The sequence below is a fragment of the Paraglaciecola sp. G1-13 genome (assembly GCF_055809255.1).
On record NZ_CM147903.1, the window covers coordinates 1,232,410 to 1,255,948 of the forward strand.

General features: G+C 44.1%; 22 protein-coding genes. 16 read left to right on the forward strand and 6 right to left on the reverse strand.

The annotated features are described in order from the left end of the window. Nucleotides 1–400 precede the first annotated feature (400 nt). Together AC0L6N_RS05175 and maiA are read right to left on the reverse strand one after the other, a co-directional pair. Complete coding sequence (locus AC0L6N_RS05175) at nt 401–1,333, reverse strand: 2-hydroxyacid dehydrogenase (protein WP_473479498.1); 933 nt, start codon at nt 1,331–1,333, stop codon at nt 401–403. Nucleotides 1,334–1,523: 190 nt separating this feature from the next. After that, entirely contained in the window at nt 1,524–2,177 is a 654-nt protein-coding gene (gene maiA / locus AC0L6N_RS05180; protein WP_473479501.1) for a maleylacetoacetate isomerase, read from the reverse strand. A 507-nt stretch (nt 2,178–2,684) separates the two neighbouring features. On the opposite strand from maiA, the gene AC0L6N_RS05185 reads away from it, so the two are divergent. Both AC0L6N_RS05185 and AC0L6N_RS05190 read left to right on the forward strand, forming a co-directional pair. Then, the gene (locus AC0L6N_RS05185) at nt 2,685–5,084 is read left to right on the forward strand and encodes a multiheme c-type cytochrome (protein ID WP_473481256.1); all 2,400 of its coding nucleotides are present in this window, start codon (nt 2,685–2,687) and stop codon (nt 5,082–5,084) included. Nucleotides 5,085–5,171: 87 nt separating this feature from the next. After that, on the forward strand, nt 5,172–5,519 hold the full coding sequence (locus tag AC0L6N_RS05190; RefSeq protein WP_473479504.1) for a VOC family protein: 348 nt from the start codon (nt 5,172–5,174) through the stop codon (nt 5,517–5,519). A gap of 50 nt (nt 5,520–5,569) precedes the next feature. Here the strand turns inward: AC0L6N_RS05190 and AC0L6N_RS05195 are convergent, their stop codons facing one another. After that, nucleotides 5,570–6,199: a LysE family translocator gene (locus tag AC0L6N_RS05195; RefSeq protein ID WP_473479506.1), complete on the reverse strand. Its 630-nt coding sequence runs from the start codon at nt 6,197–6,199 to the stop codon at nt 5,570–5,572. Nucleotides 6,200–6,581: 382 nt separating this feature from the next. Between AC0L6N_RS05195 and AC0L6N_RS05200 the strand changes: the two genes are divergently transcribed. From AC0L6N_RS05200 to AC0L6N_RS05245, 10 genes are all read left to right on the forward strand, one after another. Beyond that, nucleotides 6,582–8,168 carry a cytochrome ubiquinol oxidase subunit I gene (locus tag AC0L6N_RS05200; protein WP_473479508.1) on the forward strand — a complete coding sequence of 529 codons (1,587 nt, stop codon included), beginning with the start codon at nt 6,582–6,584 and terminating at the stop codon, nt 8,166–8,168. Beyond that, nucleotides 8,165–9,304, forward strand: coding sequence for a cytochrome d ubiquinol oxidase subunit II (gene cydB, locus AC0L6N_RS05205; RefSeq protein ID WP_473479511.1), 1,140 nt, complete (start codon nt 8,165–8,167; stop codon nt 9,302–9,304). The genes AC0L6N_RS05200 and cydB overlap by 4 nt, the downstream gene beginning before the upstream one ends. 71 nt (nt 9,305–9,375) lie before the next feature. Then, the gene (gene cydX, locus AC0L6N_RS05210; RefSeq protein WP_006992518.1) at nt 9,376–9,528 is read left to right on the forward strand and encodes a cytochrome bd-I oxidase subunit CydX; all 153 of its coding nucleotides are present in this window, start codon (nt 9,376–9,378) and stop codon (nt 9,526–9,528) included. Further along, nucleotides 9,518–11,305 (forward strand): thiol reductant ABC exporter subunit CydD, encoded by a 1,788-nt coding sequence (gene cydD, locus AC0L6N_RS05215; protein ID WP_473479514.1) that lies wholly within the window; start codon nt 9,518–9,520, stop codon nt 11,303–11,305. Before cydX ends, cydD begins: the two co-directional genes overlap by 11 nt. Beyond that, nucleotides 11,298–13,187 (forward strand): thiol reductant ABC exporter subunit CydC, encoded by a 1,890-nt coding sequence (gene cydC, locus AC0L6N_RS05220; RefSeq protein WP_473479518.1) that lies wholly within the window; start codon nt 11,298–11,300, stop codon nt 13,185–13,187. The genes cydD and cydC overlap by 8 nt, the downstream gene beginning before the upstream one ends. A gap of 318 nt (nt 13,188–13,505) precedes the next feature. Next, a complete protein-coding gene (locus AC0L6N_RS05225) occupies nt 13,506–13,940 on the forward strand; it encodes an OsmC family protein (RefSeq protein WP_473479520.1) in 435 nt (144 codons plus the stop codon). A 160-nt stretch (nt 13,941–14,100) separates the two neighbouring features. Then, nucleotides 14,101–14,319, forward strand: a complete 219-nt coding sequence (locus AC0L6N_RS05230; protein ID WP_473479522.1) for a DUF6500 family protein — start codon at nt 14,101–14,103, stop codon at nt 14,317–14,319. A 128-nt stretch (nt 14,320–14,447) separates the two neighbouring features. Next, nucleotides 14,448–14,834, forward strand: coding sequence for a VOC family protein (locus AC0L6N_RS05235; protein WP_473479525.1), 387 nt, complete (start codon nt 14,448–14,450; stop codon nt 14,832–14,834). Nucleotides 14,835–15,008: 174 nt separating this feature from the next. Beyond that, nucleotides 15,009–15,224 (forward strand): hypothetical protein, encoded by a 216-nt coding sequence (locus tag AC0L6N_RS05240; RefSeq protein WP_473479528.1) that lies wholly within the window; start codon nt 15,009–15,011, stop codon nt 15,222–15,224. A 430-nt stretch (nt 15,225–15,654) separates the two neighbouring features. Beyond that, complete coding sequence (locus AC0L6N_RS05245) at nt 15,655–16,809, forward strand: HDOD domain-containing protein (protein WP_473479531.1); 1,155 nt, start codon at nt 15,655–15,657, stop codon at nt 16,807–16,809. 45 nt (nt 16,810–16,854) lie between these two features. Here the strand turns inward: AC0L6N_RS05245 and AC0L6N_RS05250 are convergent, their stop codons facing one another. From AC0L6N_RS05250 to AC0L6N_RS05260, 3 genes are all read right to left on the reverse strand, one after another. Next, complete coding sequence (locus tag AC0L6N_RS05250; protein WP_011574300.1) at nt 16,855–17,253, reverse strand: ACT domain-containing protein; 399 nt, start codon at nt 17,251–17,253, stop codon at nt 16,855–16,857. A 136-nt stretch (nt 17,254–17,389) separates the two neighbouring features. After that, nucleotides 17,390–18,151 (reverse strand): enoyl-CoA hydratase, encoded by a 762-nt coding sequence (locus tag AC0L6N_RS05255; RefSeq protein WP_473479533.1) that lies wholly within the window; start codon nt 18,149–18,151, stop codon nt 17,390–17,392. A gap of 39 nt (nt 18,152–18,190) precedes the next feature. Next, nucleotides 18,191–18,640, reverse strand: a complete 450-nt coding sequence (locus AC0L6N_RS05260; protein ID WP_011574302.1) for a MarR family winged helix-turn-helix transcriptional regulator — start codon at nt 18,638–18,640, stop codon at nt 18,191–18,193. Nucleotides 18,641–18,857: 217 nt separating this feature from the next. Between AC0L6N_RS05260 and AC0L6N_RS05265 the strand changes: the two genes are divergently transcribed. From AC0L6N_RS05265 to AC0L6N_RS05280, 4 genes are all read left to right on the forward strand, one after another. Next, nucleotides 18,858–19,820: an alpha/beta hydrolase family protein gene (locus AC0L6N_RS05265; protein ID WP_473479535.1), complete on the forward strand. Its 963-nt coding sequence runs from the start codon at nt 18,858–18,860 to the stop codon at nt 19,818–19,820. A 180-nt stretch (nt 19,821–20,000) separates the two neighbouring features. Next, on the forward strand, nt 20,001–20,306 hold the full coding sequence (locus tag AC0L6N_RS05270) for a hypothetical protein (protein ID WP_473479537.1): 306 nt from the start codon (nt 20,001–20,003) through the stop codon (nt 20,304–20,306). 792 nt (nt 20,307–21,098) lie between these two features. Then, entirely contained in the window at nt 21,099–22,553 is a 1,455-nt protein-coding gene (gene cls, locus AC0L6N_RS05275) for a cardiolipin synthase (RefSeq protein WP_473479539.1), read from the forward strand. A 58-nt stretch (nt 22,554–22,611) separates the two neighbouring features. Then, complete coding sequence (locus tag AC0L6N_RS05280; RefSeq protein WP_473479541.1) at nt 22,612–23,385, forward strand: endonuclease/exonuclease/phosphatase family protein; 774 nt, start codon at nt 22,612–22,614, stop codon at nt 23,383–23,385. The last annotated feature ends 154 nt before the right edge of the window (nt 23,386–23,539 follow it).

A 23,539-nucleotide genomic window follows, 5' to 3' on the forward strand; every position in this document is an offset into this window, starting at 1 on the left:
AGACTTCAAAGATAAAGACAGCGTGAACGCAATTTTTATTGGTATTTTTTGGTTGGTTGCTTATTTATTTAGAAATACGCTAGTTAAGACAGGCTCGCGCCCTTTTTAATCGCCTGTACAGTAAGCAGGCTAAGTGAGACGCTTAAAATGTGCCTGCTGCCATATTAAAAAAGCGCTCACTTTCGCTATATATCGCAAAACCATTTCGAGTATACGGTTTGATTGCAGGGCTTATTTTTAGCACCCGTAGTGTCAATGTTGGTAGATTAGCTTGTGCTGCTTTATGTGTAGAGTTGAAACAGCTTCGCCAGATCAACGCACAGGATTGGGATCATTGCTAGCTGGGGTCATGTCGGAAATCGATTGGCCCTAGTATAAAAGTAAATGTGGTTCACCGTTTTCAGTAACCGCGGTCCCTATCCACTAGGCCAGTGAGAGCTTGTTTATTGATGTAACGCTGCACATTGCTGACGAGTACTTGACCTGCGCTGTCATCTTGAGTGATAGCAGCGATATGTGGGGTCACTAAAACCTGAGGGTGTTGCCAAAGTGGATGTGTTTCAGGTAGGGGCTCAATCTCAAACACATCAAGTACGGCGTAGGCTAAATGCTCGGCATCGAGTAAAGTCATTAAATCATCTGGCACTAATTGCTCGCCGCGCCCTACATTAATCACGCTGGCCCCTTTGGGGAGCTGGCTTAGGGTTTTCGCGTTGAGTATGCCTCGTGTTTCTGGTGTAAGCGGCACTAAGCACACTAAAATATCCGTCTGGGCTAAAAACGACTCTAATTCAGCATCGCCACTAAAACACGTCACCTGTTCAACGTGTTTCGGGCGGCGGCTCCAGCCATTGACACTAAACCCCAGTTGTAAAACGGTTTGTGCTGCAGCTTGGCCTAAGTTACCTAAGCCCAAAATACCGACGCGTCTTTGCTTATTAGCCACAGTGGGCGTTGGTCGCCACGAGCCGGCTTTATTCGCGTTGATATAGGCGAAGGTATCTCGATGAATATTCAGCACATGCATAGCAATAAACTCGCTCATGCCTTTGGCAATACCTGGGTCAAGCATACGTACCACCTGAATATGCTCAGGCACGCTAGCTAAGTCGAGTTGGTCGACGCCCGCCCCAACTGAGAATATGACTTTCAAATTGGGATAGTCTTGTTGGTAATCACGTGGCAATTTCCACACTATCATCAACTCAATAGCGTCTTTATTTTCCACATGCGGCCAGTGGTGCCAAGCCACGCTCGGCAGGGCATCAGCAAAGAGTGCCTGCCAGGTGTCGTTACGTGTTTGCGGCCCGCGAAAAAGCACATGGGTTGTCATGAAAATTTGCCTCGTTGTTTGATCATTCGTTGTGTGACGGTATCCTAACTTGAGTGAGGTAAAATTGATATTCGCTAAAGGCGATTCGTTTTAGGTAGGTGTCTTACCCTTAACACCACACCCGCAACACCACACCCGTAACACCCAGAATGCGACACTGATTATCTATTACCCGTGACGCAACCTTAGCCTACAAAGTGCTGTCTGGTTGGTTTTCTGGCGCGGCTTGGATAAAGGCGTCTAGGTTGTTACACGCTTGATAGGCACGCATTATTCTAGGGTAGGGCTGCATGTCTACTTTGAATCGCAGGGCGTTGTATACTTGTGGCACTAAATAGACGTCCACCATAGTCACCTGATCCCCCATAGCGAAAGCAGGCGATGTCGTTGGCGAATTGTCTGCTGCGAGCATGTGTTCAATGGCTTCAAATCCTTGTTCAATCCAGTGGCGATACCATTGCTGCTTTTGCTCATCTTCGATGGTTAACTCATTACTGAGGTACTTCAGTACCCGTAAATTATTCACTGGGTGAATGTCACAAGCGATCATGTCTATTAAGCTGCGTATTTTGACGGCTTCCATTAGGTCTTCGGGCATTAAAGGATGTTGCGGATATTTGGCCTCGATGTACGCGAGTATCGCCCCTGATTGAGCAAGAACTTCGCCGCTTTGAAGTTGCATACAAGGCACAAGCCCTTGTGGCTGCATGGCTTTATACGTTTCACCTAGGTGCTCGCCTTTAAGTAAATTTATCGCTACCAACTGATAGTCAATACCTTTTAGATTAAGAGCAATACGCACACGGTATGCTGCGGAAGAGCGAAAGTAGCTATACAATTTCATGTCTTATTTTCCAGTGTTTTAAATCGTAAACCTCGGCTTATTTAGTGGCCTTGTTTGTCGTCCCAGCCTACGTCTAACCGAAGATCGTTGCCGGCATCATAGCGGTAAATAAATCAGTTTTATCTCCCAGACTCATCTGAGTTGCCAAGCAGTCTCATTCACTAAGACGCGAAGTTTTAGTCATCAGTAGGTGAGTTGTGTTTTAATCTAATTTCTTAGTAAGCTGATCACAACAAACTCATAATCAAATAGTGTATTTAACTCAGTGCGTTAATGCGCTAAGTGTAAACTTATGTTTCTTATGAGACTGAGGCGCCCGTAATGCGCCCCCTCCTAAAACGAAACTCTTTAGGTTATTGGTAGGTTATATTTTTGGATTCATTCCAATTAGCGATAAATCAGTTACTTACAAATTAGCCATGTACCAAAGAGAGCGATTGGGCCAAGCATGAGCCCAAGTGAAATAAGACCAGTAATTTTTGACGAGGATATAAGCAGTTGGATGTGATGAAGTGGTACGCGGCAGATATAACACACATGAAAAAGATAAAAACATGTGCCTTATTATTCACTTTTTTTTGGTCTGCCTTGCTCACTGTTAACAGCCAAGCTGCAGATATGGGCGAGGGTTCGCTATCTACCCAAGTATCTTTGAATCAAGTTAACAAAATAGCGGTTGCTGCAGCGAGTCAAATAGCCTCTAAAATCGACCCATCGCAATACGCTGGAGCGCAAGCATGTCAGGGGTGTCACCAAAGTGAGTATGACCAATGGCAGCAGTCTGACCACTTTAAAGCCATGCAAACGGCAAGCAAAGGCACTGTACTGGGGGATTTCGGCGATATCGAAGTGAGATTTCATGATATAGCAACGCGCTTTTTTATTGAAAATGGCGAGTACAAAATCACGACAACCAATAAGCAAAACAAGGTCGAAACTTTTGATGTGCCTTATACGTTTGGTTTTTACCCGTTGCAGCAATATTTAATTGACGTAGGCGAGGGCAAGCTACAAGCGTTTAACATTGCTTGGGACAGTCGCAGTGAAGAGAAAGGTGGTCAGCGCTGGTATCACTTACAACCCATTGAAAAAATCACTCCTGAACATCCATTTTTCTGGCAGCGTCATTTTCAAAACTGGAATAGTCGCTGTGCGGATTGTCACACAACCGATCTCAAACGCAATTTTGAACCTAAAACGAATGCTTTTGATACGCAGTTTAGTGAGGTGAATGTGGCCTGCGAAAGCTGCCATGGCCCGGCTGGTCAGCATATCAAGTTGGCTAAAAGCGATAGTTTGAGCAAAGACCATTCTGGCTTCAGCCAACTTTTACCCGCGGTGAAAAACTTTGCGTTCAGCCCCAACAATCCGATTGCCCATGCTGATGGCAAACCGAACAACAGCGAAGTTAATGTGTGTGCTCGCTGCCATTCATTGCGCACCCCTTTGTCACACCCTTTCTCAGTCAACAAAGAAAATGACAAAGACACCCATGGTAAAAATGCCATTATCCACAGTGCTAATCAGCCTCAGCAAAGCTTTGTGGATGACAACCGGTTAGAGTGGATCCGTGCGCCGTTTTATCACGCTAATGGCAGCATCAATGAAGAGGTCTTCGTGGCCGGTTCGTTTATGCAAAGTAAGATGCAACATGCGGGAGTGACTTGCTCGAACTGTCATAATGCCCACACGGGGAAAGTGAAAATTCAAGGTAACGGCTTGTGCTTACAATGCCATCAAGCTGAAACCTTCAATAGCCCAGAGCATCATCACCATACGCCGCAAACAGAGGGGGCCATGTGCGTAAACTGCCACATGCCTGAAAAAACCTACATGGGTGTGGATGACAGGCGCGACCACAGCTTTTTGATCCCAGATTTGAGTTTTGACAATGCGGCAAGTGAGCCTCAATCCTGCTTAGCCTGCCATGATAAAGACGACAAGCATTGGCGAGAAACAAGTCACAAGCTTTGGGGGAGTAATTCGAAGGTAAATGAATGGAAAGTGGCTCGTGAGCATGTGCAGAATTTGGCCCCTCAGGGCTTAAGCGAGGCTATCACTTATATTCAAAACCCTGAGTACAGCTATTTACGCCGAGCTTCTTTATTAGCTGACCTGAGTCAGTATCGCTCACAAGAGGGGGTAGATATCGCTCTTGAAAACCTCGAAAGCGACAATGCATTATTGCGCCGCGCTGCTGTTGAGTCGTTGACTATTCTAGGGCCACAAGCACGTTGGCAGGTACTAAGTCAGAAACTCGATGAACCGAGTAAATCAGTCCGCTTTGAAATGGCAAGAACGCTAGTGGAAAGCGTGGGTCAGTTGACACGCTCAGATAAAGCCAAATTGATGCCACTGTTAAATGAATACCGGGATATGCTTGCGATAAACGCAGACTCACCCATTACCCAATTAGCCCTTGGTCATTTGGCTAGCAACTTGGGGGATTTAGCAGGAGCGGAGCAAGCGTATTTAACCGCGTATAGAATAGAGCCTAGCTATATTCCGGTGTTAATTCAGGTGTCTGAGTTTTACCGTCAACAAGGCCAAGACACAAAGGGCGCGCGTTATTTGCAAGAAGCGTTACAGATTGAGCCAAATAACGCCCAAGCCAATCATGCGCTAGGTTTGTTCAAAATTCGCCAGAAGCAATATGGGCAAGCCTTGGCGAACTTGAAAATATCAGCACACAGTGGTGAAGCTTTGCCGTCTTTTGCTTATGTTTACTCGGTGGCGCTTGACCATCAAGGGCAAACGGCAGTTGCTATCAAAGAGTTAGAGCAGGCCCATCAGCGCTGGCCAGCTGATACTGACGTGTTAAGTGCGCTTGTCAGCTATTTATATAAAACGGGCCAAACCGATAAAGCGCAGCAATATCAGTCTATGTTGCGCGCGTTGCAACCATAATTATACAAGCGCGCGGCTAGTATTTAGCGCATAAATCGAATGCTTAATTAGGCGCTAGTTAAGCAAAGAAATTGAGGAAGGATTTTTATGCAACCTACTGACGTGCGGTTATTTATTCCTTGTAAAGACTTCGCGGTATCGCAAGCATTTTATCAGGCTTTGGGGTTTATAAAAGAGCCCGTTAATGAGCAGTTATGCATATTCAGTTGTGGCGAGTGCACGTTCTTTTTGCAGAACGTTTATAATCAAACGTTTGCTGAGAATTTAATGATGCAACTTATCGTAAAAGACATCAACGCTGTATATGAGCAAATTCAGAACATGGGCGAACTAGCCGTTAAGCATGAGCCCATCAAACAAGAGCCCTGGGGCAAGGTGATTTATTTATGGGGGCCAGCTGGTGAGTTATGGCACATCACCGAATTAAGCGTTTAAGGTTTATTTTCCTGTAGAACACAAACTGCACAGCTCAAATCTATACTCCATTACATACTCGAGCTGATGGATGCCATTTTAATCCCTGCAAACAGTAAAAAGCCACCCGCAGATTTATTGATCATATTAACCACTGACGCTTTAACCGCGCCGCTAGACAGTTTTTGGCCGATGCAGGCGTACATAGTGTACGACAATAAATCGACCACTAAACACGACGCGCCCATAATGAATAATTGCAACAATATGGGTTTTTCAATATCGATAAACTGGGGAAGTAACGCCAAAAAATATAATAATGCTTTGGGGTTGGCGAGCTCTACGATAAAGCCCTGACTAAACAATGCGATACCTTTGGCATTTGAACTGGCACTTTGATTAACCCTCAAGCCGCCGCTTTTGCTCACAATGGCATTTACGCCTAAGTACACCAAGTAAGCCACACCTACCCATTTGATTATCGAAAAAACGAAGTTTGACGCCACCAATAGTGAAGCAATGCCTGTCGCTGATAACAAAAAATACACCACGTTGGCGCTGGCCACACCCGTTACACCGAATATGGCTTTTTTCGCTCCATGGCGAGCCCCCTGAGAAGCAATGGTAATCACCGCAGGCCCAGGCGACATACACACGATTATGGTCGTGGTCAGAAAAATAAAATAGGCGTGAATATCCATGGGCACTCCCAACTGTTTTGCTGTGACGTTAATCTATATAGTGGGTAACGTTCGTATTGTCTTATGAGTCGATGTTACTGGAAGTATCTGAAAGTAACTGCGTTCAGAGCGCGTAATGTACGATGAAAAGGAGTCATTTACCAGCACAGTGAACTGAGCTGTAGCGCATGTTTCAGCTGTATTTTTAGGTATTCCTGATACACGTCAATTACATGAATATTAGATAAATATAATATAACGCTCCTATTGACAAAAAATGTTCAACAGGAGTAAAGTTCACAAAGTTTCAGTAATTACTGAAACTTTAGAAGTGAAAGTTTAATACACCCACATTCAGATTTGCAATGCGTCGCATGAGCGACCTTATTAGGAGCCCTTAAATATGATAGATGAAACCTTTGTGGATCTATCGAGGTTACAGTTTGCGATCACCGCACTGTTTCATTTTTTATTTGTGCCTCTAACACTGGGTATGACGTGGATTTTGGTCATCATGGAGTCGGTTTTTGTTATGACCGGCCGACAAATTTATCGCGACATGACTAAGTTTTGGGGCAAGCTATTCGGAATCAACTTTGCCATAGGGGTTGCCACTGGGCTAACTATGGAGTTTGAGTTCGGCACCAATTGGTCGTACTACTCACACTATGTAGGTGACGTGTTTGGTGCGCCATTGGCGATAGAGGGCTTAATGGCTTTCTTTTTAGAATCTACCTTTGTAGGTATGTTCTTTTTAGGCTGGGACAGACTAACGCGCCGTCAACACTTAGGTGTAACGTTCTTGATGGCGGTAGGCACTAATCTATCTGCATTGTGGATTTTGATTGCCAACGGTTGGATGCAAAACCCCGTCGGCGCGGAATTTAACTATCAAACCATGCGTATGGAAATGACTAGCTTTGCTGAGCTGGTGTTTAATCCCGTGGCGCAGGTTAAGTTTATTCATACTGTTTCCGCCGGTTATGTTGCTGCGTCAATGTTTGTGCTTGGGATCAGCAGTTATTACATTCTAAAAGGACGTGATGTTTCTTTTGCCAAACGTTCATTCTCGGTGGCAAGTGGCTTCGGCTTGGCGTCAATATTGTGTGTTATTTTACTAGGTGATGAGTCTGGTTACGAAGTAGGTGAAGTACAAAAAGTGAAACTGGCGACTATCGAAGCTGAGTGGCACACAGAAGAAGCACCAGCGGCGTTTACCATGTTTGGCTTCCCTGATTCAGAAGAGCAAGTAACTCATGCTGCTATTAAAATACCCTACGCGTTAGGCATCATTGCTACGCGCTCACTTGATGAAGAAGTGGAGGGGATAAGCGATTTAGAGAAAAACCATGAAAAACGTATTCGCAATGGCATGCTGGCTTATGAGTACCTTGATAAACTTAGAAATGGTCAAGACACACCTGAAAACATCGCCACGTTTGATGAGCTAAAAGCCGATTTGGGTTATGGCTTATTGCTCAAGCGTTACACGCCAAATGTGGTTGATGCCACGGAAGAAAATATTCAACAAGCGGTGAAAGACTCCTTCCCTAAAGTGGGCCCGATGTTTTGGTCATTTAGGATCATGGTGGCCTGTGGTGTGGCTATGCTCGTCGTATTTGTACTGGCTTTTTACTATAACGCGCACCGAGTTATCGAACAGAAACGTTGGTTATTGTGGGCGGCGGTATTCAGTATTCCACTGCCATGGATAGCCATTGAATTCGGCTGGGTGGTCGCAGAATACGGCAGACAACCTTGGGCAATTTCAGAGATTTTACCCACGTTCTTGGCAACCTCGTCATTGACCACAAACGACTTGATCATGAGTATTGCTGGGTTTGTCATCTTTTATACCGGCTTGGCAATCGTCGAAGGTTGGTTAATGCTGAGATTTGTTAAGCAAGGGCCGAGCTCATTGCACACCAATAAATATCATTTTGAAAAGATTTACCAAGAACCGGCTGAAGAACAAGGAGCGCAATCATGATTTTTGATTACGAGACGTTGAAATTATTGTGGTGGTTGATCATTGGCATTCTGTTAATTGGCTTCGCGGTAACCGATGGCATGGATATGGGGGTGGCTATGCTGCTGCGCCTAGTAGGTAAAACGGACAGCGAACGCAGAACGGTTATTAATACGATCGGCGCGCATTGGGATGGCAACCAAGTGTGGTTCATTACCGCTGGTGGTGCATTATTTGCGGCTTGGCCCATGGTGTACGCCGCTGCCTTCTCGGGTTTTTACTTCGCAATGCTACTGGTCTTGTTCGCGTTATTCTTTCGCCCACTGGCCTTTGATTACCGGAGTAAAATTGATACGTACCGCTGGCGTAATAATTGGGACTGGGCGCTATTCGCTGGCAGTGCCATTCCAGCGTTGGTGTTCGGTGTTGCTTTTGGCAATCTGTTTTTAGGGGTGCCTTTTAATATCGACAATCTGCTGCGTGCTAGTTACCAAGGTTCGTTCATCGGTTTGCTTAATCCATTTGGCATCTTGGCCGGCTTAGTTAGCATTACTATGTTAATGGGCCATGCGGGCATGTGGTTGCAGCTACGTACCGACAGCGATGTCGCCAAGCGCTCAGGCCAATACGGACGTTACGCCTTAATCATATTTATGGTGCTCTTTGCTATCGCAGGCTTCTGGGTAGCCAACATGGACGGGTACCAAATTGTCAGCATGCCTGATACGCAAAGTTACGCTAATCCTATTGCTAAAGTGGTTATCTCAGCGCCAGGAGCGTGGTTAGACAACTACAGCGCAATGCCACTAACGTTAATTTTCCCAGCACTGGGGATGGGGATGGCAGCGCTTGCTTGGTTCTTCTCAAAAGTGGGTAAACCTGCGCTTGGTTTAGTGTCTTCTAGCTTGATGTTAGTGGGCGTTATTATGACGGCAGGAGCATCGTTGTTCCCATTCGTTATGCCCTCAAGCAACAACCCTAACGTGAGTTTAACCATGTGGGATGCGGTTTCTAGCCATATGACGTTGAACGTTATGTTTGTGGCAGCGGCTATTTTTGTACCATTGATTCTGGCGTACACCACTTGGTGTTACGTGAAGATGTGGCGCAGGGTGACCGTGCATGAAATTGAAAATAACACCCATGGTAGCTACTAAGCGCGGGTTAGTTGAATAATTTGCAGGTGTCATCCTATTAAGTGCTGACACCTGATATTAGGAGAGTTTTTATGTGGTATTTTGCGTGGATTTTAGGCGTGCTATTGGCCTGCACACTGGGCGTCATTAACGTGATGTGGTACGAATTTCAGCAAAACAAAGACAGCATAGCGGACGATGAAAAAGAGTTGTACGAGAGGCTGCAAAAAGAACGTGACAACTAAAGCCCGTCCAGACCGCGCTCAGCAAATGCTGTTGCGCGGTTTTTTAAAGCGCGAATCTGCATCCGCAGCGGGCTTACTTCGATTCAGTATCGCCCTTGGGACTGTTAATGCCTTACTGATGATAGCTAGTGCCTACTTACTCGCACAAAGCATTCACCTAGTAATGTTTGAAGGGGCCGACTTAAACGCCGTTAGCCATTTTCTTTGGGCTTTAGGGGGATTGATCCTTGTTCGGGGCTTGTTTTTGGCCCTAAGCCAACGTTTGAGTGCTCGAGCTGCACGCAATATTAAATCTGATATGCGCGCCAATCTTTTGGAAAAAATAGCGCAACTCGGGCCAAATTTTACCGATCGAAAGGGCCACGGTGCGATGCTTAATACTCTACATGATGGGGTAGAAGCACTGCACGATTACTACGCTAACTATTTGCCTAGCGTGGCGTATAGCGCCCTGATCCCTTTGGCTATTTTAGTGGTGATATTTCCCACCGACTGGCAAGCAGGATTAATATTTTTGTTTACCGCGCCGCTCATTCCTTTTTTCATGATTTTGGTTGGGCATAAAGCAGAGCAACTTAATCAAGACCGATGGCAGCAATTAGCGGTACTTGGAAATTACTTTTTTGACCGCATTCGCGGCTTAACGCAATTGAAGCTGTTTGATGCGACCAAACGGGAATTAAAGCAGATTGCTAAAATATCAGATGATTTTCGCCATGCGACCTTAAGTGTATTGAAAATCGCTTTTCTGTCTTCGTTTGCATTAGAATTTTTAGCCACGATCAGTGTGGCGCTGGTTGCTGTACTGATTGGCTTTCGTTTGTTTTTTGGCACGCTGGACTTCGCCACCGGCTTTGTGGTGTTGTTACTCGCCCCTGAGTTCTATTTACCTTTGCGTAAACTGGGGAACCATTATCACGCTCGTCTTGAAGGGATAAGCGCCGCGGGCGATATGTTAGAAATACTGCAAACCCCTAATAACGAATCGCAAGTGACGAGTGAGCCTGCATCCAGTGCGCTAGATAACAGCCTTATTAACGGCTCTATTACTGTCTCTGGGCTGAGCTTTACTTACCCTGACAGCGATGAAGGGGTTCACGATATTAGCTTGGCTTTACCGGCAACAGGCATGGTGGCTTTTGTCGGAGCTAGTGGGGCTGGTAAAAGTACTTTATTTGACTGTTTACTCGGCTTTTATCCTCAAATCATCTCTTGTATTGATTCGGGCAATGGCCCACTTAGCGCTGCAGATATTCCTACGTGGCAACGGGAGATCGCGTGGATCCCCCAACAACCGACATTATTCTACGCCAGCATTAAAGAGAACATCATGTTAGGTAAGCCTGATGCAACACAAGCAGAGGTTTCGTTGGCGGCTGAAAAAGCAGGCGCGCTGGCATTCATCGAATCCTTGCCGGATGGTTTCGACACCCTTTTAGGCGAACAAGGTGAGGGGGTATCTGGCGGGCAAAAACAGCGTATCGCACTGGCGCGGGCTTTTTTAAAAGACGCCCCCCTTTTAATACTTGACGAACCTACCGCGCATTTAGATAGCGCCACTGAGCGAGACGTACAGCGGGCCATCAATGAACACGCTAAAACACATTTGGTACTGGTGATTGCTCATCGACTAAGTACCTTACAACAAGCAGAATCAATTTTGTTGCTTGAAGCTGGGCGCGTAGTGCAACAAGGCAATTATCAGACATTGAGTCAGCAGAATGGGCCGTTTAAGCAATTGCTAAATAGCGATAATCAGGCAGGTGCTTATGCATAATTTCAATCGTTTATTACGCCTATGTCGGCCCCATATAGGGGCGATGTTATTGGGTGTTTTTCTAACGGTATTGACCGTATTGGCGAACGTGGGGTTGCTTGCTATTTCCGGCTGGTTTTTAGCGTCCATGGCGGCTGCAGGATTAGCCGCAGCACAAATGAATTATTTTACACCCGCTGGCATTATTCGCTTTTTAGCCATTGTGCGCACGGCATCTCGTTATGGGGAGCGCCTTGTTACACATAACGCGACCTTTCTACTGCTGAGTGAAATTCGCGTCAGCGTGTTTGCCACGCTAAGTCAGTTGAATAATCAACAGCTGGCCATGAATCGCAGTGCTGATTTGTTTAATCGTATGCAAAACGATGTGGATGCCCTCGACAAATTTTATCTCAATGTGTTGCTGCCAATGCTGGTGGCATTGGTATGCGTACCGATTGTCATTTGGATAATCGCCGGTTTTAATCCACAAGTGGCGTTAGTCTGCTTAGGTGCACTGTTGTTAGTGGGGGTGGGGTTACCTGTGTTGCTCAGTGCCAAGCTTAGCCGCACTGCAGCGCAGCAGACTGAGCGCTCAGCGCAGCTTCGTGACGCCTTATCTGATATGTTAACAGGGCAACGGGAGTTGGCCTTATATCAAGCAACCGACAGCCAATTAGCAAAATGTAACGCAATACAGCAAAACTACAATGATTTGCTGGATAAGCGGCACGCGGCACTCGCTGACAGTGATGGGGTTAGCTTAATCGTTGTGCAGCTAGCCATGCTTGCAAGTGTATGCGTGCTGGTGCCTCTGGTATTCACACAGCAAATAGAAAACGTGCATTTAGCCATGCTGTCATTATTTGTTTTAGCCAGTTTTGAAACTGTGCTGACTTTGCCAAATGCCTTTATTCAACTCCCTGTAGCGTTAAGTGCCGCTGGGCGTATTTTTGCCTTGCAAGACGTGTTAGCCAAAACTCAAAATACATTGAATTCGAGTACCAACACGATAACTAGCAAAGGCCAAACTCAGCAAGGGCAAGATAAGCAACCTGAGCCGATACTGCAGCTAAATCAGCCGGTACATGAGGCCCCCAGCGTAACAAAAGGCCTCGGATTAAAACTGAAAAATGTCAGTTATCAGTATGATAGTGATCCATTTACCGGGAACCTTTCCATTAAACCCTCGACGGGCAACCAACATTTTGCATTAGAGAATATTAGTCTGTCGATTAACCCCAACCAAAACGTGGCGCTTGTTGGCCCAAGCGGTAGCGGTAAGTCGACTTTGGTTAATTTGCTAAGTGGCTTATGGCCTGAGCAGCACGGCAATATTTGCGTTACGCACGATGCCAACGAGCAAATTGATAAAGAATATGCCATTAAAGGGCTCGCCTTTGCGCAACGCACCAAACTCATCGCGATCCTCGCCCAGCAACATCACATTTTCGATGGCACCATCGCAGATAATTTGCGCTACGCCGCGCCTGATGCCACCCACGAACAAATGCTACATGCCTGTGAGCAAGCTCAGTTGGGAGACTGGGTGTTCACTCTGCCAAATAAATTGAATACGCGATTAGGCAGTGCAGGTAGACGAATTTCACAAGGCCAATCTCGCCGCTTGGCGATTGCACAGTTGTTATTGCGTCGCCCCGCATTATTGGTGTTAGATGAACCCACAGAAGGCCTCGATAACCAATCTAAGCAAGCCGTTATGAAAGCTATCATGGGGGCGATGAATGAGAGTACGGTGCTGTGTATCACGCACGATCCAGCGCTGTTGTGCAATATGGACAAGATCATATGGTTGGAAAATGGCCAGCTTAAAGGGGAGGGCACCCACCAAGTGCTATTGGCAGAGCATCAGCAATATAAAGAGTTAATCACGCGCATTTAGTCATGTGAATAAATCCCATTCGCTGACCTGAGACAAAGTGAAAGTGTTCAATTTCTTAAAGAGGATTTTGCTGAAGAGCTTTTCTAAAAAGCTTTGTTCAAGAGCTTTGTTCAAGAGCTTTATTAAAGAGTGTTGTTAAAGAGCTTTGTTCAAGCACATGCTTAAAGTATTAACGCCATTTTCAACGTACAGCTGCAGATATCTAACGTTTTCCAATCCCTGCATAGTTAGCAGAAAACGTATATGAAAGTAACATCAAGAGACAAGCAGGTATTCTAATTAGTATGTCTAGTCATCAATCTCTAAGGAGAAATAGCAATGCAAACACTGCCCCATCAGTACTCAGTCACCGCCAAAGGTGATTCATCAGGTGCTTTAACGGCATATTGTGACAATCTTCCGGATATTACCGTCGCGCCGCCCTCACAATTTGGCGGTGATGGTGACAAATGGTCACCAGAGGATTTATTTATGGCCGCTATCGCCAATTGTTTTGTGCTCTCGTTTAGGGCAATTGCTAGAGCGTCTAAATTCGAATGGCAAGACATAAAATGTGAATCTCAAGGCACTCTCGACCGAGTGCAGGGGAAAACGTTTTTTACCCAAGTACGAACTACAGTGCAGTTATCGATCCCCAAAACTGAAAGTATTGAAAAAGCTGAAAAACTGCTCAATAAAGCCGACGAAGCGTGCTTGATCAGTAATTCAATTTCGTGCGAAATGAGTTTAGAGTGTGACGTTGTTGTACAGTAAGTTTGATGTCTGACTGACTTTCGATGTATTGGTTATGTCAATTTGGTAGCTAATACCAATTCCATTGAATCTTCCCTAAGTGGCTGATTATTTAGTGGCGTTGGTATAAGACATAAAATTTATTCATCATTAATAAAAATTAACGAGGGCTTATCAGAGTATGAGGGCGGAATTGCGCGCTAAGATCGTCACGGTTTGTGACAAAAAAATAGCCAGCAAGGGCGATAACGTTGGTTTGTCATTTTACGCTTTCTTTGCGAATAAGAACGACGCTCCTGCATTACTGATGGAAGCAGCCACGTGGTGGATTGAAACTCACAAATTAGATCATTTTGAGAAAGCTCATAAGATCAAAGACATGGTGCTAAACAACGTTTAATTTAGAGATAAATTAACACCGCTCGGTGTACTCACGTCATAGCAGATAACAGCGTTTCACTTTGTTTCTGTAAGTTGATTCTTATTGGTTTATCCTTTGTTGAGCAGCGACATTGGGAGGGAATAATAATGCAACGAGTCACTGGGATTGGTGGGGTGTTTTTCAAAGCCAAAGATGCACCTACATTACGTGCATGGTACAAACGTCACCTCGGGATAGATGTTCAGGACTGGGGCGGCTCTTCATTTTCATGGTGTGATGCAAATGGCCAAGCCGCTAAAGGCTCGACTGTTTGGTGTATCAGCTCAGCAACTGAAGGGGCTTTTGCACCAAGTAACGCGCCCTTTATGATCAATTATCGGGTGGAAGCGCTGCACGACTTAGTCAAAGTACTAAAAGCAGAAGGCTGTGAAGTGCTAGATAATATTGAAGAGTCTGAATACGGTATTTTTGCGTGGGTTATCGACCCAGAAGGCAATAAAGTGGAGTTATGGCAGCCCCCTAACGGCCATTAACACTGTGTGCTTTATCCAGTGGAACCACCTAGGGCACTAAAAGCCTATAGGATTGTCTACAAGTTCTATCATTACCTGGGTTGTGTCTAGATAAGACAAATTTGATAACTCATTTTACCTTTAGTAAAACACCACTAAAAATACTCAATCGAAAAATAGCAACTAAGGATTTATATGCGTCACGCTGTGTTATGGGGAAGTGCGTTCGTCTTGGGTTTAAGTGGGTGCGCTGCATCTAAAAGCGATCAGGATGTTGTTAAACAGCAGTTTGGTGAACGCTGTGAAGCGGCCAAACGTGAACTTGATGAAGCGGTTGAAGAGGGGCAATTATCGGATTTACGGACATTAAAGCAGGATATTGAACTGTATTGCGTTTGGCGTAGAAACTAATCGACGGCGGTCATTTACTGAAGAATAATATGAACTGGGTAGAGCGATAATCAATATAGCTAACCCAAAGTGATGGGCCTATCTGCTCCACACGAATCGCAATGAAAATGATCAAGTTAATCTGATTTTGAAAAGATAAAGCGACGAGTCAGTGGATTAAATAGTGAGTAAATATTTTCCTATCACACTAAAGTATTAGGAATGGAGAATATCGCCGTAACATTATATAAATCAACTACTAAACAGGGTGAAAAAACTAAATTTAAAATATAATAGGAGAATAATTTTATAAACTTTAACCTATAATCAGTTTTGTAGACGGCATACTAATGCAGGGTGGTTAGTTTCTGGACATGTTGCTGAAAGTCATGATTAGAAGTCTTCAGTACTGTAATTCGTTTTTGTTTGGTCAGTTGGAATTTTTTGAAATATGTTTGAGAAACTCATCTCCCGTCTTTTTAAGCGCAGTCGTGCTAGTAACGCTGCCGATAATGATAAAGGTGTTTCTAATAACACCGTAAATACTGCGGCTAACCCTCAGCAAAACAACAAACGTAAACTTGCAAATTCAACTGAGAAAACGAGCGATAATATTGTCGAATCTTACGACATACCGATACCAACTCGCACGGTCAACATCAGTGTCGCCTCATTAAATCGTCTTGATTTTTTATTCTACGATTACTTGCTTGGGCCTTCACAAACTAGCACCACATTGAACCCCATCGAGCAGTACATTTTAACGCGGGTAAATCATGCGCTGAAATCTCCCGATAGCGTACTAACCCATTTTCCAGTGTTACCTCAATCGGTTATTTCACTAACCAATTTGCTAAATAATCCTGATTTTAATTTGCAGTCATTTATCAAGGTCGTTGAACAAGAGCCAAGCATTGCGACTGAATTGATGAAAAAAGCCAATAGTCCAGCTTATAAACGCGGTGATAAAGACATTACTAACTTGCAGCAGGCTTTTATGTTTATGGGGGCAAATGACATAAAAGAGTTCGTGCTTAATCGCTTCATTAAGAAGTTATGTCAGCAAAAGCCTATTTATTTTAAAACCTTCGGCGAGAAAATTTGGCTACATAGCCAAGATGTAGCCATTGTGGCCAAAACACTCGCGGCGAGGCGTAAGCAAAATGCCGATGCCGCTTATACCATTGGTCTGATGCACGATTTGGGTAAAGTTGTTATTTTTCAGTTTATGGTCGAGGCGTTTAAAATGATCGATCCAGATTTTAAACAAGACTCGTTGGTGTTTAAGAAATTTCTCAGTGAGAAATCGATGCTGCTCAGCGTAGAGTTAATGAAAATCTGGAATATGCCCAGTGTGATTATTGATGTAGTGCAAGGGCAGGTGGAAGACATTACGAACGTGGATGATCTCGACCCCATGACGGCGATATTATTTGAAGCTAATTTGATCAGCGAGATAAGCTTGTCATACCAAGATGGGCATATTCAACCCGCCGAGTTTGAGTCATTAGTCAGTAATACCAAACTTCGGGGTGACGCCAAGTTACTGTTACGTGAAATACTCAATATATACTCAGACGAAGCAAGTTCATCCTGCATAACTTGACGGGTCGAGAGCATGGCTAGGAACTAAGAAAGCTCTTCAGCGCGTTTAGTTCATATTAAATTCTTTCAATGCATTCATAGCCAATTGTGCCTTGCCACTGGGCACATAAATGTGATCGTGATAATAGGCCGCAACCACGTTTGCACTGATGTCGTATTCGGTTAATTTTGCTGCTACTGCTGCGGTCAATCCCACAGCCTCTAGACTAGAATGTACCGTGAGGGTAATTTGTCTATAGGTGCCGTCAAAAGGTATTTTCGCCTGTTTGGCATCTTCGGCTAGTAAAATTAATGTTAAGCCTTCCGATTCTTGAAAAAAGCACACCGGATCCAAATGTGCATAATCAGCTACCTTACCGTCTACTGTGCAAAAGGCATACTCGCCGTCTTGCAAAAATGGCGACATCGATTTAAGTAATTCATCTAACTGTGTAATGCCTGACATGTTGTTTCCTGCTTTCATTGAGATTTAATACAGTGCTAATACTGACGAGGTGAGCATCTTACCTGAATAGGCTGCATGTGTTAAAGGGCTGTAGCGCCACCCGTGAAGACGCTTATGGTCTTGTTGTTTTTCCACCTTAAGCAAAATGAGGGGCTCGCTTTTCAAAAAATGCCGCGACGGATTCTTTAAACTCGGCAGAGGCTAGTTGCTCGGCAAATATGACACCTTCACGTTTCATTTGCGCCTGAACTTCCTCTTTGTTTACGCCACGAATTAAGCGCTTTGATTGCTTAACTGAATTAGGCGCTAAACTGGCGACTTGCTCTGCTATTTTTAGACTTTCAGCGACTAAGACGTCATCCTCGAATACGCGCGTAACAAGTCCTGCACTCAGTGCTTCTTTGGCATCAAGTATGCGACCTGCAAGCATCAAATCATTTGCCCATGCTTGACCTACCGCAAGGGGGAGCAACAAGCTGGATGCGGCTTCAGGTACTAAACCTACATGGGTAAAGGGGGCGCGAAAGCGTGCACTTTTGCTGGCATACACCATATCGCAATGTAGCAACATGGTAAGGCCAACCCCGATGGCAGGGCCATTCACCGCGACCACAATAGGGGTTTCACATTCTGAGATAGCCTTTAAAAATCGAATGACCGAAGGGGTGCCACTCTCTTCAACTGGGTTAATGAAATCATCTAAATCATTACCCGCAGTGAAGGTATCGCCGTTAGCGGTTAATAGAACAGCGCGGATCTGATCGTCATGGTTGCTTCGCTCTAGCTCATCCGCTAGGGCCGCGTACAGTTCACGATTGAGCGCATTTTTTAGCTCAGGACGATTTATGGTTAACGAAAGAACTCGGTTATTTAGGGAAACATTAAGGCTCTTTGACATGATGAGACTCCGACAATGGGGTTGGGTTGATGCAAGTCACTAAAACGGTTCTTTTTCACTGACTATGTTTTCTGCATTTTGCGTGACGTGCATTAGAAATCGCGCAATGGTTTCTTGCTCATCTAAGGTGAAATGTTCCAGCAGGGCATGATTTATATTGCGTACCTTTGAAGCGGAGCGCTGTGCAAGATCACGTCCTTTGGCCAATAAGATAACATTTTGTACCCTAGCATCAGTTGTCCCCTGTTGGCGGGTAACCAGTGCTGCTTTGGTCATTCTGTCAATCACGCCTGATAAGCTGGAGTAGCTCATGTTGAGCGAATCAGCGATGGCTGTGATCGGCGCGTTATCCTGTTTAGATAATGTGAAAAGCACAGCTAATTGAGTCGTGCTGACGTGCAGCTCGCTTTTGAGTTTTTTATCCGCGGCTTTAAAAAGCGCACCATGCGCTAACTGCAGCAAGTGAAATATCTTAAGTTGCTTTTTCATTGTGTATCATTTTCATTATCTATTTATTTAATGTACGAAATAAATATTTATAACGCAACGCTTTGGTCTATTTTTGCTCGTTATTCAGTAATCTAAAACCCTTTTATTTAATGTTAGAAATAAATTATTTTACATACGAAATAAATAGTGCTCTTATCTGGTTATTGAGCATCAGAACCTAAACGCATTGACTCAATCAACAACCAAGAGGCTAGTCATGAATAATTCAACGCAATCTTTAGCAGGTGTTGCAACATCTAGTGATATAGCGGCCGAATTGAATAGCAGAAACGAGTCTTCCATCACGGATGAAGCTTCATCTAGCGGGTCAAGCATTGAGCATGTCATCGTTACAGGTGCTGGTCATTCGGTGGTGCTGAAAGTTTTTAAGAGTCAGCTAAAACCTGTAAAAGGTATTTGCGTGGTTGCGGCCGCGACGGGCGTAGCGCAGCATCTTTATCAGGATTTCGCGATATGGCTAACCAGCTTAGGCTTTCATGTTGTGACATTTGATTATGATGGCATTGGTTCGTCTATTGACCGCCATGTAAAGCATTGCAATAGTGACTTGTTAGGGTGGGCGAATAATGATTGTCCCGCAGTACTTAATTTTGTTGAGAGGCACTTCAGCGGTCTCGAGTGTATTTGGATTGGTCACAGTGTAGGCGGTCACATGCTGGGCATGATGCCTAACACTGGCCCGATCAGCCGGGCGATTACAGTTGGTACTGGCACAGGAACGTGGTGGTACAATTCGCCCCCCACTAAGCGTGTTGCGTGGTTCTTATGGTATTTTCTAGTGCCACTGACAGTGCCGACTTTGGGCTACTTCCCTGGGGATAAGCTAAACATCATGTGCAACCTGCCCAAGGGCGTAATGATGCAATGGCGACGTTGGTGCCTCAAAGAGGGGTATGCGGTTGAGAACGAAGGGCTGTGGCTTAAGGAGCGCTTCGCCAATGTGAGCTTACCTATTTGCGCAATTGCGTTCAGTGATGATGAAATGATGTCTTTGAAGAATATCGATATGTTGCATGATCAGTTCAGCGCTGCAAATATCACCCGACACACTGTCGCGCCTAAAGATGTTGGTCACAAAAGAATAGGGCATATTGGTTGGCATAAGGGACGTTACCAAAACATGTGGGAAAAGGTATTCAGGCCTTTGTTGCTGAGTTAACGCGAAAGAAGCGCGTCATTATAACTGTTCAACCAGTTGCTCGCAGAGTATTACACGCTAGGGTAAGGTTTTTACCGTACATTCAGCCTTTTCATACGCAAGAGTGAACTTATTGCAGAAAACAGAGGTCAACTGTTACATAATTGTTAAATAGTAATATAAATACTTTTGTGAGAATTCATGGCGTCATTATTCCCTCTTCCTAGCGTTGCAAACAACGATAAGCCTAATCTGAAAAAACAAACAGTGAAGGTGCGTTATCACTCGAACTTATTAGTTGTGTTAATTGCAATGGACGTATTAGGCGTGCTTGTTATGTTGACGGGGTTGCGGCAGCAGTTTCATCAGCAAGGCGTTTTACCTGAAACCATTGACGGCCCTTATGCTGGTGTCATGATGGTCGTTGCAGGTGTGATGCTCACCTTGCCCTTTTTTATTTGGAGCTTTAAAGCCAGTTTTAGACCCTTTGGCACTCTAAACAAATAGCGTGCTAAGTCTGTATTAAGCAAGCTACTCCTCTTCAAAATATTCACACTTGCTTCGCCGCAGTCAAAGGCTCAGTGGGGACCCTTTATTCATTTCAAAACACTCTCAAGAGCCATATGTGGTTCATGACACTAATCAAATGCCCTGTAGCCATAAAGTCAACCAGCTAAGCAATGTTAGCCTTTGCTGAGTATTTTTGCTGCACTGTGGTCTCCCTTACCTGAGTCAAAAACGTTAACCACAACCATTTTATGCTTTTGTTCTATTCGAACATTGGACGGGCATTCAATCGAAAATAAAGGGTTCTTTATTCGCCTTAGCTCGGATCCAATTCAAGGAAGATCTCACCGACTGTCTTGATAGTAGATTCTGTTCGAGTTTGTTTTTACCTGGGAAGGGTATCAGGCTTAACCCTATCAACATGGTTATTAAGCCTTGACCGGGCAAAACTAACATAATAATCCCACACACTAGTAAAGCTATCCCAAAGAGAACTTTTACCATTTCAATGATGAATATTAAGCTGCTTTTGCTCGGCGTTCGGTTAGGGATGATAACAGCATTTTTATCTTTGTTTTTTCTGCGGATAAAGTATCGTTTATCCATGTTTGTAATGATGTAGCTCATCAATATGAAGTAACCAATAGAAACCGCCGACGTTAGCAAAATGGTCAAAAATATAAAATTTGGGCCAAATGTATCCGTTAAATAGGTTGTCGCTATGGTGTAATATTCTGTCAGCACTTAGATTTCCGAAATTGATTTACATAAGCATTATTTGAGTAGGGTTTTATGCAAATAGTTGAACAATGGACCCAATGGGTTTACATCCATTGGGTAACCATCATAGTTGTTTTGCATATTGGCTTGTCCATTATGTCATCGTTACATGTACTTATGTTCAAAGAAAATGAACGTACATCGTTAGCGTGGATTGGATTAGTGATTTTTTCGCCCGTTATAGGCAGTCTATTTTATTGGCTGTTTGGGATAAATCGTATTAAGCGCTCAGCGCAGAAAAAACACCCTCAAACACTTAAGCAGGATTTTCGCGCCCCAGAACAACCCAATAAAATATCTCATATTCCGGCGCACTGGCATCCGGCAGTCATTGCGGGGCATACCATTCATCCTGTTAACTACGTTTCAGATAATAGTGTTGAGCCATTGGTTAACGGTGATATGGCTTACCCAGAAATGCTCCAATCTATTCATGCGGCTCATCGCTATATCGTTTTATCGAGTTACATATTTGACTGCGACTCACTTGGACGACAATTTGTAGATGCCCTGTCCGATGCGCATCAAAGAGGGGTCATCGTAAACGTATTATTGGACGGTGTAGGCATTGGATACAGCTGGCATAAATCAGACCGAGCCTTAAAGAAGCTCGGGGTGAAAACGGCTCGTTTTTTACCTGCCATTTCGCTTACGACTATTCGCTTTATTAACTTACGGAATCATCGAAAAATACTTTGTGTGGATGGTGACGTAGCCTATGTCGGTGGAATGAATATAAGTAAAAATAATGAGGTTAAATCGGCAGAACACCCGATTGATGATATCCACTTTAAAGTAACCGGTCCGGTGATAGATCAAATTAGTCAGGTATTTGTAGAAGATTGGTTTTTTGCGACCGGTGAATTAATTGAATTTCCTTCGTTCGTACAAAACACGATGACCAAAACAAGTAATAAATCGGTTATTGCTCGAGCCATTCAAGATGGTCCCGATGAAGACCACAATAAAATACGTTGGACTTTGATTAACGCACTCGTTTGCGCTCAAACAAGTGTGAAAATTATGACCCCTTATTTTATACCAGACCAAACCCTAATGACGTCTTTACACGCTGCGGCCCTACGTGGTGTATCAGTGGAGATAATCGTGCCTAGACACAGCAACATTCCTTTTGTGGATTGGGTGATGGAAGCAAATTTCTCGCGCATAATTAAGCACGGTATAAAAATGTATAAAAATAATAGGCCATTTGACCACAGTAAAATTGTTGTTATCGACGACATTTGGTCATTTGTCGGCTCGACTAACTGGGATGCCAGAAGTTTGGAATTCAATTTTGAAATTAACTTAGAGTGTTTTGATAGGCAACTTAATGCCAAATTGAGAGCGTTTTTTCTTTCTAAAAAACAAAACTCGCTACCGGTTACACAGCAGGAAATTAGCAATCTACCCTTTTATAAGAAGACTCGTAACAATTTGTTCCGGTTATTTTCACCCTATCTTTGATAGAGTTATTGGGCACCAGATCTTTCTATAATCTTGTTTGCTAGAGGCCGATAAAGTCATGCTTAAGAGTCGTTTTAGCCCATTGGAGTCTGTGAAAATAATGGGGCATGCACCCAACCCAGTTATGGGGCCGAACATTGAGCTTTTGCTGTGGAATGTGTTCAAATGCAAAAAAAAGGGCTGGTTAGAAGATTTCAAATCTCTTTCTAGTGACAAAGATTTAATCCTTTTACAAGAAGCGGTATTAAATTCACCTTATGATGTCGACTTCAAAAAGTCGCTACAGCATCAGTGGATGATGGCGCGTAGTTTCAAAAACGTGAAAACGAATGTTGAAACGGGCGTTAAGACGGGATCGACTGTTGCGGCGCAGCAACATTACTTTTCGGTATCGAAGCCTAGCGAACCTGTTTCTCAAACAAAAAAAATGTTGTTAGCAACGGTCTATCCATTGCCTAAATTAGGGCAGTCGCTACTCGTAGTAAACTCCCACCTTATTAATTTTGTCTCTTTTGATAAGTTCAGTATGCACTTGCACCAAGTATTCCACATGCTGGAAAATCATGATGGACCCATATTGTTAGCGGGTGACTTCAACACGTGGAATGGCAAAAGATTACGTTACTTTAATCAGTTAGCTAAATCGTTTTCGTTAGACGAAGTGATGATGGATCGTAAGCCAAGGTTCAATCATTTGTTTCAGCACCTTGACCATATCTATTTTCGCGGATTAGAGGTTGTGAACGCTCACGTGCATACGAATATTCACTCTTCTGATCATTATCCAATCAGCTTGACGTTGCATACGCTAAATTCAGCGTCCGCAAAGTAACCTAGTGTTAGTTCTATTTGAATGTAAACCAACCGATTCAACGAAAGGGGTATTTAGATTGTGGTTGAATTGATTCTGGTCACTAAATTGTCATTGGGCGCTGACTATACTTAAGTCTTTGCGATAAAGGCGAGTCTGTTCGGATGAGGCTCGT

Bases quoted from the DNA above. Each gene is read 5' to 3' on its own strand.
- AC0L6N_RS05175 (WP_473479498.1), bottom strand. From the start codon at position 1,333: ATGACAACCCATGTGCTTTTTCGCGGGCCGCAAACACGTAACGACACC.
- maiA (WP_473479501.1), bottom strand. From the start codon at position 2,177: ATGAAATTGTATAGCTACTTTCGCTCTTCCGCAGCATACCGTGTGCGT.
- AC0L6N_RS05185 (WP_473481256.1), top strand. From the start codon at position 2,685: ATGAAGTGGTACGCGGCAGATATAACACACATGAAAAAGATAAAAACA.
- AC0L6N_RS05190 (WP_473479504.1), top strand. From the start codon at position 5,172: ATGCAACCTACTGACGTGCGGTTATTTATTCCTTGTAAAGACTTCGCG.
- AC0L6N_RS05195 (WP_473479506.1), bottom strand. From the start codon at position 6,199: ATGGATATTCACGCCTATTTTATTTTTCTGACCACGACCATAATCGTG.
- AC0L6N_RS05200 (WP_473479508.1), top strand. From the start codon at position 6,582: ATGATAGATGAAACCTTTGTGGATCTATCGAGGTTACAGTTTGCGATC.
- cydB (WP_473479511.1), top strand. From the start codon at position 8,165: ATGATTTTTGATTACGAGACGTTGAAATTATTGTGGTGGTTGATCATT.
- cydX (WP_006992518.1), top strand. From the start codon at position 9,376: ATGTGGTATTTTGCGTGGATTTTAGGCGTGCTATTGGCCTGCACACTG.
- cydC (WP_473479518.1), top strand. From the start codon at position 11,298: ATGCATAATTTCAATCGTTTATTACGCCTATGTCGGCCCCATATAGGG.
- AC0L6N_RS05225 (WP_473479520.1), top strand. From the start codon at position 13,506: ATGCAAACACTGCCCCATCAGTACTCAGTCACCGCCAAAGGTGATTCA.
- AC0L6N_RS05230 (WP_473479522.1), top strand. From the start codon at position 14,101: ATGAGGGCGGAATTGCGCGCTAAGATCGTCACGGTTTGTGACAAAAAA.
- AC0L6N_RS05235 (WP_473479525.1), top strand. From the start codon at position 14,448: ATGCAACGAGTCACTGGGATTGGTGGGGTGTTTTTCAAAGCCAAAGAT.
- AC0L6N_RS05240 (WP_473479528.1), top strand. From the start codon at position 15,009: ATGCGTCACGCTGTGTTATGGGGAAGTGCGTTCGTCTTGGGTTTAAGT.
- AC0L6N_RS05245 (WP_473479531.1), top strand. From the start codon at position 15,655: ATGTTTGAGAAACTCATCTCCCGTCTTTTTAAGCGCAGTCGTGCTAGT.
- AC0L6N_RS05250 (WP_011574300.1), bottom strand. From the start codon at position 17,253: ATGTCAGGCATTACACAGTTAGATGAATTACTTAAATCGATGTCGCCA.
- AC0L6N_RS05255 (WP_473479533.1), bottom strand. From the start codon at position 18,151: ATGTCAAAGAGCCTTAATGTTTCCCTAAATAACCGAGTTCTTTCGTTA.
- AC0L6N_RS05260 (WP_011574302.1), bottom strand. From the start codon at position 18,640: ATGAAAAAGCAACTTAAGATATTTCACTTGCTGCAGTTAGCGCATGGT.
- AC0L6N_RS05265 (WP_473479535.1), top strand. From the start codon at position 18,858: ATGAATAATTCAACGCAATCTTTAGCAGGTGTTGCAACATCTAGTGAT.
- AC0L6N_RS05270 (WP_473479537.1), top strand. From the start codon at position 20,001: ATGGCGTCATTATTCCCTCTTCCTAGCGTTGCAAACAACGATAAGCCT.
- cls (WP_473479539.1), top strand. From the start codon at position 21,099: ATGCAAATAGTTGAACAATGGACCCAATGGGTTTACATCCATTGGGTA.
- AC0L6N_RS05280 (WP_473479541.1), top strand. From the start codon at position 22,612: ATGCTTAAGAGTCGTTTTAGCCCATTGGAGTCTGTGAAAATAATGGGG.